Origin of the sequence: Pseudoalteromonas sp. SR45-6, assembly GCF_014163545.1 — a bacterium.
GTDB classification, from domain to species: domain Bacteria; phylum Pseudomonadota; class Gammaproteobacteria; order Enterobacterales; family Alteromonadaceae; genus Pseudoalteromonas; species Pseudoalteromonas rhizosphaerae.
In genome coordinates this window covers 1-13,036 of record NZ_JACJDM010000054.1, presented here as the reverse complement: position 1 = coordinate 13,036, position 13,036 = coordinate 1, and the positions used below count along the sequence as shown (strand labels likewise).

The window sequence follows — 13,036 nt, the reverse complement described above, 5'->3', positions numbered from 1 at the left end:
TTATCAGTTAAAAATTATAAGTTAGGCTCAGCCGTGCAGTTCTTCCTGGTGCAGGTACTAAACCTAAACTTAAAGCGTCGAGGTAATAACGATCTGTAACATTATCGATGGTAAAATCGAGTGTTGTGTCGTCGTTAAATTTATAACTAGCGTAGATGTCTAAAAGGTTATAACTGTGCCAAAGTACCGGTTCATTAAACCCTGTAGGTGCGTTATAGCGAGGAATTGAGTTGCGCTCTCCCATAAATGTGCCACGCAGCCCAGCTTCTAATTGCTGCTCAAATAAACGTAAGCCAAGGTGAGCACTGGCGTGCCAATTTGGCGGGATCATGTTATTAATATAGCTTTCAGGAAGGCCCCAATCATTACAGTAGTAGCGCACATAACTGCCCACATTACACACTTCTATCTGGGTATAATGCGTGCCGCTAAGCTCAGCAACCCAGTATTTTGTGTCGTAGCTAAAATTAAGCTCCCAGCCATTTAAATCTAGGCTGTCGATATTTCGCATTCGAAAAAAATCGTTGAGGCCGCCTTGTTTTTGCTCCCACGCATTGGGTTGCGTACGGGTTAAATAGTTATCAACATGATTTTGGAAATAGGCGAGCTTAAAGCCCACTTTATAGTTATTTGTTAGTAATGAGTCGGTTAAATAATTAAGGCCAATTTCTTGGTTTTTAGCATGCTCTGGCTCTAAAGGGATATCTAAAACGGGGCTGACAGACCAACCAGAGGTACTTTCAAATAGGCTTGGCATACGCAAAGCTTCACTGTGGCGAATATAAAACTGCAGTCCTTTATATGCCTGCCACTTTATAGCAACCAATGGTGCTGTGCCTGAGTGGCTATTTTCATACTGTACTTCTAGGCAACCATCGGCGCCGTCAGACACACAAGCAGGATCGTTGCTAGTAATGGTTACTGGGTTATTATCTTTCGATGAAAAGTGCGTAAAACGCAGTCCCGATTCGAGTGTCCATGCTGTTAAAAACTGCCAATCAATGGCTGTAAAAGCACTAAATTCTTTGCGCCAACCACTGCGCGACCCTGCATAGAACCCTTCGGTTTCAGGGGTGTCGGTATCCATGTCTTCATACTGTGCGGCAACACCATAGCTCAGCGCTAGTTCGCCCGCTGAATAAAACATCATGGTATTACTCACATCAGTTCCAAAGCGCTGATAATCATCGCTGCGAGCAACATTATCGACTATATCTACTGAGCCGACACCAGGGGTATTTAAATGGGTAAGTGCATCGGTATGCCAAAAGTTGGCTTTAAAATCAGCCCAATCATATTTGATTGGCTGCCAGCGATATCGCACTGTGTAAGTTTGATTAGTGACTTCGCTATCGAGCCATTGCCTTGCTTGACCAAAAGAGCGTATTTGCGATGGCATCATTTCGCCGTAGCTGCTGTTATAGCGTATATAACTCATTTCGAGGCTTTGATCGTTGGGCAGCAACACATTGCTTTTTAACAGCCAAGATTCACTAGAAAAATTGGTATTGGGGATGCGTTCATTGGCACGAAACCGCGATGCCCCTTGCATTGACACCGCCGTTTCGGTGTACCAAGCAAGTTTGTCGGGGGCTGCGTAAATTATTTCAGGTGCAGGGCCGTTACTACCTGCATAGTAATTACCTTGCTCGCGCTTAGCATAAGCAGCAATTAGATCGCCCCACTGAAAATGCTTAGCGGCAGCAAAACTGCCTGCATAACTAGCAAACTCAAATAAGCTGGGTCTATCCATGCCCTCCTCAGGAGCAAAGCGCTCTGGCATTATGTACTGCTCAGTACAATAACTCGAAAAGCGACACTGTGAACGATAGGCATTGCGTGGTAAATAATACCCTGCGTATGTACCTGGCTCTGGCGTATTAGCGCTATTACCGATGGCGCTAACACGTAATCTAAACCCGCTGAGCTCACCCTCTTTAACAATATCATCAGCCGACAATGTACTAACGCTCACCAAGCCACCTGTCGCCCCAGTGCCATCAGCACTCATGATAGGGCCTTTACTGATTTTAAGTGAGCCAATCAAATCGGGATCAATGTAACTGCGGCTCGATACACCAGAATAGCCGCGATACACGGTGGTTTCTTGACGACTACCATCTATCACTACAGGTACTCGTCCTTGGCCTTGCATGCCACGAATATTAACATCAAGCCCGCCTGAGTTACGGTTTTCGCTGATCAAAACACCGGGTGTACCTTGAAATATATCGCCAACACTGGTTCCTCTAAAGCGTTCAATATCTTGCTGGGTAATTAGGTTTACTGATGCGGCTTCGGTATAGGTTTGATCTTTTAGATCCCTATTGCGACTTTGCACATTAATGGTATTTAGCGTGATCAAATCTTGGGTGGTTTTTTGTTGCACTAGCCATGCGCTATTACTAACAGGTAAAGCTTGTAGATTGGTATTGCTTAACAGCCTTTGTAAGGCTGCCTCTATGGTCATTTCATCGGTTATTGCAGCGACTGAAAAACCACCGACAACACGCTCTTCAAATGATAAAGTCACACCCGCTTGGCGTGAAAATAAAGTCAGTACATCACCAAGCTGGCCTGCGGGAAGATCAAATTTGATCATTTTTAATTGTGATGTTGCAGATACTTGTTCAGCTAAACTTGCTGAAGGGGTAATCACCAACAAACCTGTGACTACGATGAGTAAATTTAACGCTGCGCGGGGCATAAATGGTTTCCTATTTCTTTAATGCATACTTATATGACGCATGAAAATAGTAATCCCGTAACTCTAAATGATAATTATTTTATATTTTTTCCTGATGAACTAAATAAACATAGTTATGGGCGAATTTCGGCCCACCAACGGGTTCTGTAATGCACACTTGCCCGAGCGCTACGAGCGACTGTTTTAAGGATCAGGTGAGTGTCATTTAACTGAAAAACGCCGGAGACAAGGTAGTCATTTAAACTGGGGGCAATTTTTACAAAACCACGGTGATAACGAGATAGTTCAGCTAAAAAAGAATTGATTGACATATTTCGCACTGACAACAGCCCTGCTGTCCAACTACTGTAGTCAAATATATGATTGTCTAACTGTTGCATTGAATTTACGGTAATTTTATATAGCTCGCCAGCCTTGATCGCCTGATTGGTAAATAAGCCGTTTGCTTGCGCGAGCTTAACACTGCCTTGCATAACTTGAACTAAAGCATGATCGGCTTCATTACGCACAAAAAATTGTTTGCTGTCACAAAGTAAAGTTCCGTGCTGTAACGCCACCTGCACAGGCTGCGTATTAGCTGAAGCTATAAATTGCATTTCTCCGCGGGTTAAATGAATGTATCTATTGTGAGCATTAAAATTCAGTTCAACAGTGCTGTTATGATTTAACCAAAGCTGGCTATTATCGGAGAGCGTAAATAATTGCCGTTGATTGGTAGTTGCGTGATCTGCGTTAAGGTATTGCCATGCCCCCTGTTTGTCTGCCAACCAGCTTACACTGGCAAGTCCTAGTGTGGTTCCAGCGATCCTTTTTAGCGCCTGGCGACGACTCATGCTTTGTATATCATGATCGGTTTTTTTTAAGGTCATGTGAGCAATACGACCATTTTTTTTACTCACCCCGGCAAATGCAGCCTCCATGTTTTCTATCCGTTGCCAGGCTAATTCATGCATCGGATCGGCAAGCCGCCATCGCCTATATTCAGCCATATCTGCAGACTGTGCGTTGCCCGACTCTAAACAAATACGCCACGCAATCGCTTGCTGTACGACTTGTTCTGGTAAAGGTGTTTTTTGGGCACACGTATTATTCACAATCGCTTACTCTATATCACAGTATGTAAGGGTGTAGCACTCTAACATCGCTTTCGCCATGTATTTTTCAATAGATGATAGGCTCACCTTGAGTTGCTTTGCGACTTCTTTATAACTGAGCCCGTCGAGTCTAACCATTAAAAATGCTGTTTTTTCGATTGCTCTCAAACCACTCAATAATTTATCTATTTGCTCTAGTAAACTGAGCAGCTGTAGTTGCTCTTCAGGCGAAAAATAGGCTGCTTCTGGCATGCTTCCTAAAAATAATAAATAGTTTTCTTCTAGAACTTTGCGACGAATGTTATCGGTTACTAAGTTTCCGGCAACTTTTGTAAGCCATGCTCGCGGACTTTGTATTTCGTTATACAAAGAGGGCTTATTAAGTAAACGCATAAATGTATCTTGAGCGAGATCTTGTGCATTATCTTTGTTGTAGGTACGTCGAGCGATCCAGCGAACAAGCCACTCATGGTGTTCTTGGTAGAGCGCATTAAACCCTACTGAGTTAGCGGTAGTGCTAGTCAAAATTTAACTATTCCTGTAGCATATTTACCGCGAGTATAAATGATTTTCATTCCTATTCAAGTTAATTTAGATATTCTGCAAACATTATTAATAAAAAATTTATTATTCTTTTGATGAAAATCGGATCTCGTTCGGCATTAGTTATATAGCCAATAATTTGTCCATCAAAACGATGCGGCATATTGATCAAGTATGTTGGTGTTACATCGCCACATTTACAAATTACGTAAAAATTAGGGAGCAAAATGTTTATAAGAACTATGTTATTTGTGTGTTTAATGGGTGGTGGAACGTCTGCGGTTCACGCACAACAAGCGGCGCCGTCAACAGCCTCCAAAGTAGAAGTTACAGGTAATGCTGTTACACCAGAGGTGAATACAAATACGCTATCAGCTAAATCTTTAACCGTAGGATCTGACCTTGATACAGACACCAATACCACGGTTAGTGTTGACGAGGCGGCTTTTGATCAACATGACTTATCGCCAATCGGCATGTACAAGGGCGCTGATGTGGTTGTGAAGAGCGTAATTATCGGGTTACTTTTAGCATCGTTAGTCTCATGGGCTATCTGCATATTCAAATCTGTACAGTTAAATATTGCTAAGCGAAATGCCAAAAAATTGCTTAAACATTTAATTCAAAGTGAAAGTTTTGCAAAGGCCAACCACACTTTATTACTACAACAAAGTGATGCCTTAACACTCCTAAAAGCAACCCAACATGAGTTACAACTAACTGGCGAAGGACTTACTACTGACGAAGGCTTAAAGGAGCGATTAGTCGCGCGTTTAGAGCGTGTACAAGCAGCGCTAAGCGCAAATATGAATCAGGGTACAGGCATATTGGCAACAATAGGCTCTGTTGCACCGTTTGTCGGTTTGTTTGGTACGGTTTGGGGCATTATGAATAGCTTTATTGGTATTGCTAAAACACAAACAACTAATTTAGCCGTAGTCGCCCCTGGTATTGCAGAAGCTTTATTAGCAACGGCTCTGGGGTTAGTTGCAGCGATCCCAGCCGTTATTATGTACAACCATTTTTCTCGTGTAATTGGCAGTTACAAAGCACAGTTAGCCGATATTCTGACCGCGATCATGATACTCGTGAGCCGAGATCTTGACCGAAAGCACCCTGATGCAAAACACATAGCCTACCTACTTAACGATGAAGACGCTGCAGATGCAGTATCTAAAGAGCTTTAAAATGGCATTTAGTAGTAACCGTACCGATAGCGATGAATTACAAGAGCAGCATGAGATTAACGTCACTCCGTTTATTGATGTGATGCTGGTGTTGCTAATAATTTTTATGGTGGCGGCCCCATTAGCCACTGTCAGTGTGCCAGTTAAGTTGCCTGCTGTTGCGGCACCAACCCAACCGAAAAGTGATGATCCAACTTACCTTACTCTACAACAAGACCTTACTTTAATACTTGGCGAGGGAGATAAAATAAACCAACAAAATTTGGCGCAAGCACTAAAACAACATGGTATTGAAACACAGCAGCAAATTTTGATTCGTGCAGATAGCAAAGTTGAATATGGTCAGTTCATGGCATTAATGAATCAATTAACTAAAGCCGGCTACTCACAAGTTGCTTTAGTCGGTCTTGAACATGAAACGGATGTTGCCCAGTGAGTTTATTAGCAGGAAACGATACCAGCGCTTCTCACTTGGTGCGTTGGCATGTTGTAGGCGCTTTTTTTATCGCCGCGATGCTTCATGCCGCCATTGCGGGTTATTTTTTAATGCCGACAGAGCATAACAATATCGTACCCATGCAAGCTTCACCGCAGGTGTTTGAAGTCAATATTGTGGCAGCCCCCAAAGCGGAGCCATCGGCACTTCCTGTCGGACCTGCGCAACAAGAGTCAGCACCAGTAAAGCGGCAGGTAAGCAAGCCGACAACAACAATAGATAAACCCTTGGTAAAGCCATTACTCGAAAGCAAATCTGACTTTACCATTAGCGATAAACAACCTGAGCCAGCACCAAGTAAACCAGTAGAGAAATCTAATCAACAACAAGAGCAAGATCCACAACCGACTCCGCTGCCTGATAACACCAGCATAACAGGAGCCAGTGAACACTTGGTAGAGCAAAGTAGTGCTCCTTTGGCTATTCCAGTGAAAGAGTCAACAGTCGCATCTGGTCCGGTAAAAGGTGCTTTAAGTGAACAGCAAAGTACAGCTAAACAACTATGGCAAAGTGCTATTCAGATCCACCTAGAACGAAAAAAGCGCTATCCACGAATGGCAAAGTTAAGGCGCCAACAAGGTGTTCCTTGGGTGAGTTTTACCATGGACAGAGCAGGTAATATTTTAGATGTCACATTATTTAAAGCAAGCGGAATAGCTGCATTAGATAATGAGGTCATCGAATTAGTTAGACGTGCTGAGCCCTTGCCCGTCCCTCCAGAAGAAGTTACAGGGAACCCAATAAAAATGGCCGTGCCTGTGGCATTTTTTATTCATTAACAGCTACTTGCTGTGCTTATTACGAATTACTGAAATATAAAACTAAGGACATACAATGATTGCAGACCAACATGTTAACAATGAGATTAATACGCCTTCATTAACAACACTATTTAAACTCAATACCACGACTATTCACGATAACCTTGATAAAACGATTATGACTAAGCGACCGTTTGCAAGTTTAGACCGTTATGCTTTATTTTTAGAAGTTCAATATCGATTTCATTTGGCTATTGCCCCTCTTTATAGCGATACTAATTTAAGCCGCTTAGTGAGCGATCTGCCAACACGGCAGCGCCTAAGCCATCTTGAACAAGACTTACGCGATATTAACGTCGATCTGAGTGAAGTAACAACCAGCGTTAACTTAGTGCCGGTTGACTACCCAGCCTCACTGGGTTGGCTTTATGTATCAGAGGGGTCTAATTTAGGCGCTGAGTATTTATTAAAAGCAGCAAAACGTATTGGCTTATCAGAAGAATTTGGTGCCTCGCATTTAGCACCAGCAACAATTGGCCGCGGGCAATCATGGCAAGATTTTACAACGGCTTTAAATACGGTTGAATTAACTAAAGAACAACAGACACTCGCAATTAATGGCGCTCGCGATGCTTTTAGTTTGGTTCGTAGTGCTGTTGATTGTGTATTTGTTTAAGTAAAACGTGAGCTGCAAGTGCATTAAAATTAAGCGATAAAGTATGAAGCGTACAGGTAAGAAAAACTCGATGTTAGTTATTAGTAAATTTAAGCAAGTGACTTATTTATTAAGTGGCTTCGTGTTAACCGTAATGGGGATTGTCGGTGCTTTTTTGCCGATAATGCCAACAACAGTATTTCTTATTGGTGCTGTTTTTTGTTTTAGCCGTTCATCAAAGCGCTTTGAATCTTGGTTAATTAATCACCCTCGCTTTGGTAAAACACTAATCAATTGGCAAGCCCATGGCGCTATTTCTAAGTCGGCAAAAGTAATGGCCAGTTTAGGTATGGCTGTTGGGTATGGATTATTTTACCTAAGCGCGCAACCTTCTTTATTACTGGCAACTGTTGTCGCGCTTTTTATCGGTGGCAGCGCATATTACGTTTTATCTCGCCCCTTACCACCAAAAGACTGCTCGTGATGGTTGCCACTTAATTAGGCGCGAGATTGATAACCTCGTGCCTAAGTAAAAACAGAGGGAGTTAAGGTATCCAGTCAGCAGCTTGTTAGCTACAGCAAACAACTCATCTTTAAGCTGACCCTCAGGCAGTAGCGGTTTAAGTTACCCTGTCACCAGAATATTTACTCAACAATGACCGTATTCTTTACGAGCAAATTGTTTGAGTATCATGCTAAAACTCTGAGTTTTATCAAATATAGCTAGCTCAGGCTCAGTGGAAAAGTAAAAGTGACGGTAATACCTTGCTCTGGCTGACTATGTATTTTTACATCGCCCTGAAGGGCTTGGGTGGCAAGGTTATAAACAATCGCCATACCTAAACCGCTGCCGCCATTGCCACGAGTTGTGGTAAAAAAGGGTTCAAACACACTTTGTAATACGTCCTTGCTCATACCGTGGCCGTTATCGCTATAGCGTAATGTGTAAGTGTGTTGCTGGGTATCTAGGTGAACGGCTATATTGATATGATTATCTTCGCGATCTTTAAAGCCATGCACACAGCTGTTACTCACCAAGTTCATAATAATTTGGCTTAAAGCCCCCGACACTGTGATAAGCGTTAATGCTTTGTCGCACTCAATTGTGGTGGTTACTTTGTGGCTGCGGGTTAATGGGGTGAGACTATGTATTGTATTAGCTAAGTAGTCATTTAACTTCACGGTGCTAATATCAAGAGAAGATTGATCGACCGCTGTTTGTTTAAAATTACAGATCAATGCTGCGGCTCTATCAAGATTACTACTGGCAATGATTAAACACTCATTAATATGCGCGACAAATTTTTGCAAATTGCTTTTCGATAATGTGTTGTCATTTAGCTGTTGAGTTAGTTGTTTAAGATTATCTGTTGCCGAACTATTGGCGGTAACGGCATACCTATTGGCGTGTTTACTTCATGGGCAACACCTGCCACTAGGTTTCCTAATGCGGCCATTTTTTCCGCTTCAATTAGCTTTTCTTGGGTACCGGTTAACTCTTCCAATGTTTTTTGTAAGGTATTCGTTCGCTCAATCACCCGCTCTTCTAGGCGATGATTGGCAACTTCTAATTGTTGCTTAACTAAACGACTTTCTTGCGCCGACAATGCGCGGCCATAAAGATCAGCAAGTCCACTCAAAAAAGTGCATTCATCATCCTCCCATTGCCTAAAACTGCCAGTATGTTCACAACAAAAAATACCGATCATTTCTCCTTTGAATCGGATCGGTGCATCCAACATTGATTTTATTCCTAAAGGCGTTAAATAATGCTCTGAAAATTCAAAGGTAGCGGGATCAGTATGCGCATTATTAGCAATGATCACGCGCTGAGTATCTAACGCAGAAAAATAAGCCGGATAGTTCTCACGTGATAATATGAGGCTTTGGTTTACATTGTTGTTCGCGCGGTCAAACAGTAACTGACAATGACACTCGGTATTATCTTTATTAAATAACCAGATGCTAGCACGCGTATTATTTAAGCCATCAATAATGGCATTTACAATTAATTGTTCTGCAAGCTCTATATAGCCATCATCTAACGCTGATGAAGTAGACACTTTATAAAGTAATTGCACAAGCTGTTGCCGCATTGAATACACCTTCCCCAAACTATGGTCATCAATTTAGTTTAGTTGATGAAATTAAATCCTACCTCAACAATTATAATGCTTTAAATATTAAGACGTTGTTCAGATATGTTTGGTTATTATAAACACTCACTCCTGTTGATATCCCTGACGACTTTATGTTGTTTAAGCAGTTTTACCAGCTCTTCTTAGAGCTGGTTTTTTTTGCCTGTTTTTAATGGCTTCATTTTCTTCCATTACAGCAATGCAGCGATTACCAAGCACACAGCAGTAAAAACAACCTCGAAAGATCAACCCACCCTAGTTACTAATAGGTAGTCATGTTACAGTTTCAGTAATTTACTTAGCACTTTAATTTATCGACTAGGCAGTAGTATGCGTCATTATTTTGTATCAATTTTACTTCTTTTTGCCACTTTAGTGGCAGCTCAGGCACAGGCACAAGAGTCTCGCGCTGTACCCAACCTGCAACAGCAAAAACAGGCACTCAAAAAACTCCAAGAGCCGATGTACAGACCCTTGATGGAACGCTATATTCTTGATGAACTTAAAGCAGTACGCCAAGATCAGCAAAAACTACGTGAAGACGTTACCAAACAAGTCACTCATGCTCAGCTTGATACCGCTGATCGCGCACTGACTTACACCACAGATACAATTAATAATGTATTTTTTATCATCACTGCCACAGCCTCTATTTTGGTACTGGTTGGTTGGAACTCGTTACGTGATGTAAAAAACAAAGTAGAAGATATTGTAAATACCCGTGTCAGCGTGATCACCAATGAATACGAAGCACGGTTGAATACATTTGAAGAAAAGCTACGCGAGCGCTCTGAAGAAATTTTAAGTAACCAACAAAAAATATCTGTTACTAATGAAGTCCACTCTTTATGGATGCGCGCTAATTTAGAAAGCGATATAGCCAATAAGATCGAAATATTTGATGAGATTTTAAAACGTAAACCCGAAGATGTTGAAGCTATCGCTTATAAAGCCGATGCATTACTAGAGCTTAATGAAACAGCTCAGGCGATAGAGTTGTGTAACCAAGCCTTGGATATAGACAGTGACTACGGCTACGCTTATTGGCAACGTGCATGTGCCTATGCGTTGACGCATAAACACGCTGATGCGTTGGCCGATATTAAAATGTCGTTGGAGTATTCACCCAACTTACGTAATGAGCTATTGCATGAAAGTGCATTTGCCAGTTTGCACGACAATAGCAGCTTTAATGCGATTGTATCTGGCGACAATGATTAGCGTTCTAAGAAGCTTTCTATTGCTTGAGTGAGTAGTTCATCGAGTTGCTCCTCAAACTCATCTTTGTTGGTTTTAAAGTGCGCTAGATATGCCTGTGCATGCTGATCAGATAACAGCCGAGCATTAATACTGTATTCGCGCTCGGCTTTAGTTTTATCAAACCGCGGGGTAAAGTGGTACAAAGCAAAATAAGGGGCAACCAATTGCTGATTAGCATAATCGCAAAAGCGTTCTATTGTTTGCGCACCTGTTGGTCCTAAACAGCCAGGCTCTACACGATAAAGTAACTTAATTTTTTTATCATCACTAATGTCCATACTCGTCGCGGCCCCTTTATTTGCCTATATAATCTGCCTATTAATGCTCTATCTAAAAAAGAGCACTTTAGTTATTTTGCCGTTTTCAACTTGATAGCTAGAGATTAACTCCCCGCGCTTATCAACTACATTTGGATCTGTTGAACAGGTTTCTGACAGTTCATGATCGATAACGATATTACCGTGTACAATGCGTTTAATTGGGGATGATTTTATACACTTTAATTTTTTAAACATTATCCCGTAACGGGCAATCAGTTTTTCTTTGCCCTTAAAAAGTAACTCATTTGGAAAGGCATAAAACTCTACATTTTCATCATACATACTAATAAATGCGTCGATATTTCTGGCGTTGTACGCCTTAATTAATTGCTCGATAACGGCTAACGATTCGCGTGACTGTTTGGCTTTAACTTGTTGCTTGAGTGTTAGCGCTTCTTTAGCTTGGATCACCGCTTGCTCTGCTTGTGCGACTGCAAGCTGTTTTTCTTGTTGCGTTTTAGGAAGCTCAGCAGGTTTTGCCGCTTCGGTGCCAAGTACCTTACTGGTATCAACTTCAGGCTCGCTTGGTTTGCTGGTGTCTGTTTTAATTGGCTGTGTTGGTTCAACATTTACAGGTTCAGCTGATTGCTCATTTTGCGGGGTTAAAGTGATCACCGCAGGGCTATCTTGTAATTCAACCTCAGTTGATTTAGCTGAGGCTTTACTCTGCACTGACTTTTCTTCACCAGCGCTAGTGTCAGTCGTTTTTACTGCAGCAGGTAATTCAGCTGCTTTTGTTTCAGTTTTAGTCGGTGGTTCAACTACTTCAGCTGCAGTTGCTAATAATTGCCACGCAAGTAACAAACTTACTAAAAAAAATAACGGTTTCATACTGTTCCTGAGTAATTTAAGAAACTCTAAAATAACAAAATTTACCGGATCGCGATAGCTTTTTACCAATACTGCTCAACGGTGATTTGCCCAGGCTCCCGACGACGATTGCGAGTGTAGCCTTGTGCGGTTAATAATGCGCTGGTGTCTTTAACCATTTGCGGATTACCGCAGATCATAAATTGACTATTTTGCGGGCTAACTACACTGTCACAATGCTTAAATAGAGTGCCATCGGCGATTCGATCAGTAATGCGCCCATCTAAGCCGACAATTGCCTGCTCGCGACTCACTACGGGCAGATAACTCAATTGCGGATACTGCTGCTGCAACTGCGCGATTTTTGCTTGATAACTTAAATCTGTATTCAAGCGCACACCATGCACTAAGGTAATATGCTTAAACTGCTGCCACACATCAGGCTGCTCTAAAATGGATAAAAACGGCCCAATTGCGGTGCCGGTACTAAGCATAAACAACTGTTCACTAGCGGGAATTTCATCAATAGTAAAAAATCCACTGGCGCGGCTTTCAATCATCACTGTATCGCCAGGTTTAAGCTTGGCTAATTGTTGTGATAATAAGCCATCGACTACATTAATTAGGTAAAACTCTAAATCGGGAGAGCTTGGTGCATTTACGTAAGAATACGCTCGTGCAATACGTTTTTCATCCATCATCATAGAAAGCTTAGTAAACTGCCCTGCTTTAAACGGCTCCACATCGGCATTCACAATTAAACTAAATAACGTATCAGTCCACCAAACAATATCTTTAACACTCGCCTCAACCCAATTAGACACAATTAACACTCCTTAATTATTGCTTTGTATAACAGTGGCAAGAGTGCACAGCATTGTCAATGTTTGCGAGTTTGCATTCACTTATAAGGAGTGCGAGTTTGCGAGTTTGCGAGTTTGCCCCCTGTGTCAGGATAGTTGTCGCCTCTAACTTTTAATAGAGGCAGATAAAAATGAGACGTCGATTTACACAAGAATTTAAAGTTCAAGCGGTTGAAAAAGCATTATCTCAATGTGATGATGT

At 41.8% G+C, this 13,036-nt stretch carries 14 protein-coding genes; 6 read left to right on the top strand and 8 right to left on the bottom strand.

Annotation, left to right across the window (positions count from 1 at the left end; translation table 11 throughout):
• Positions 1-7: 7 nt before the first annotated feature.
• The 3 genes from H5158_RS18410 to H5158_RS18400 form a co-directional block, all read right to left on the bottom strand.
• On the bottom strand, positions 8-2,707 hold the full coding sequence (locus tag H5158_RS18410; protein WP_182740594.1) for a TonB-dependent receptor: 2,700 nt from the start codon (positions 2,705-2,707) through the stop codon (positions 8-10).
• 113 nt (positions 2,708-2,820) lie between these two features.
• Complete coding sequence (locus H5158_RS18405; RefSeq protein ID WP_182740593.1) at positions 2,821-3,801, bottom strand: FecR domain-containing protein; 981 nt, start codon at positions 3,799-3,801, stop codon at positions 2,821-2,823.
• Between the two features lie 6 nt (positions 3,802-3,807).
• On the bottom strand, positions 3,808-4,326 hold the full coding sequence (locus tag H5158_RS18400; protein ID WP_149981994.1) for a sigma-70 family RNA polymerase sigma factor: 519 nt from the start codon (positions 4,324-4,326) through the stop codon (positions 3,808-3,810).
• Between the two features lie 245 nt (positions 4,327-4,571).
• Here H5158_RS18400 and exbB point away from each other — a divergent pair, with 245 nt between their 5' ends.
• From exbB to H5158_RS18375, 5 genes are read left to right on the top strand one after another with little or no spacing between them, the layout of a single operon-like run.
• Entirely contained in the window at positions 4,572-5,531 is a 960-nt protein-coding gene (gene exbB, locus H5158_RS18395) for a tonB-system energizer ExbB (protein WP_182719364.1), read from the top strand.
• 1 nt (position 5,532) lies between these two features.
• Positions 5,533-5,967 carry a biopolymer transporter ExbD gene (locus H5158_RS18390; protein ID WP_182719363.1) on the top strand — a complete coding sequence of 145 codons (435 nt, stop codon included), beginning with the start codon at positions 5,533-5,535 and terminating at the stop codon, positions 5,965-5,967.
• The gene (locus H5158_RS18385; protein ID WP_182740592.1) at positions 5,964-6,806 is read left to right on the top strand and encodes an energy transducer TonB; all 843 of its coding nucleotides are present in this window, start codon (positions 5,964-5,966) and stop codon (positions 6,804-6,806) included. The genes H5158_RS18390 and H5158_RS18385 overlap by 4 nt, the downstream gene beginning before the upstream one ends.
• Before the next feature lie 55 nt (positions 6,807-6,861).
• Positions 6,862-7,464, top strand: a complete 603-nt coding sequence (locus tag H5158_RS18380) for a biliverdin-producing heme oxygenase (protein WP_182719361.1) — start codon at positions 6,862-6,864, stop codon at positions 7,462-7,464.
• A 43-nt stretch (positions 7,465-7,507) separates the two neighbouring features.
• Positions 7,508-7,927 (top strand): YbaN family protein, encoded by a 420-nt coding sequence (locus H5158_RS18375; RefSeq protein WP_149981998.1) that lies wholly within the window; start codon positions 7,508-7,510, stop codon positions 7,925-7,927.
• Between the two features lie 239 nt (positions 7,928-8,166).
• Here H5158_RS18375 and H5158_RS18370 read toward each other — a convergent pair whose 3' ends face one another.
• Positions 8,167-8,754 (bottom strand): sensor histidine kinase, encoded by a 588-nt coding sequence (locus H5158_RS18370; protein ID WP_182719360.1) that lies wholly within the window; start codon positions 8,752-8,754, stop codon positions 8,167-8,169.
• A gap of 38 nt (positions 8,755-8,792) precedes the next feature.
• Complete coding sequence (locus H5158_RS18365; protein ID WP_182719359.1) at positions 8,793-9,539, bottom strand: GAF domain-containing protein; 747 nt, start codon at positions 9,537-9,539, stop codon at positions 8,793-8,795.
• 372 nt (positions 9,540-9,911) lie between these two features.
• Between H5158_RS18365 and H5158_RS18360 the strand changes: the two genes are divergently transcribed.
• A complete protein-coding gene (locus H5158_RS18360) occupies positions 9,912-10,802 on the top strand; it encodes a TPR end-of-group domain-containing protein (protein WP_182740591.1) in 891 nt (296 codons plus the stop codon).
• Here H5158_RS18360 and H5158_RS18355 read toward each other — a convergent pair.
• The 3 genes from H5158_RS18355 to H5158_RS18345 form a co-directional block, all read right to left on the bottom strand.
• Positions 10,799-11,119, bottom strand: a complete 321-nt coding sequence (locus tag H5158_RS18355; protein ID WP_182719357.1) for a hypothetical protein — start codon at positions 11,117-11,119, stop codon at positions 10,799-10,801. The two genes, H5158_RS18360 and H5158_RS18355, sit on opposite strands and share 4 nt — an antisense overlap.
• A gap of 48 nt (positions 11,120-11,167) precedes the next feature.
• Positions 11,168-11,992 (bottom strand): nuclear transport factor 2 family protein, encoded by an 825-nt coding sequence (locus H5158_RS18350; protein ID WP_182740590.1) that lies wholly within the window; start codon positions 11,990-11,992, stop codon positions 11,168-11,170.
• Positions 11,993-12,054: 62 nt separating this feature from the next.
• Positions 12,055-12,795 carry a ferredoxin--NADP reductase gene (locus H5158_RS18345; RefSeq protein WP_182740589.1) on the bottom strand — a complete coding sequence of 247 codons (741 nt, stop codon included), beginning with the start codon at positions 12,793-12,795 and terminating at the stop codon, positions 12,055-12,057.
• Between the last annotated feature and the right edge of the window lie 241 nt (positions 12,796-13,036).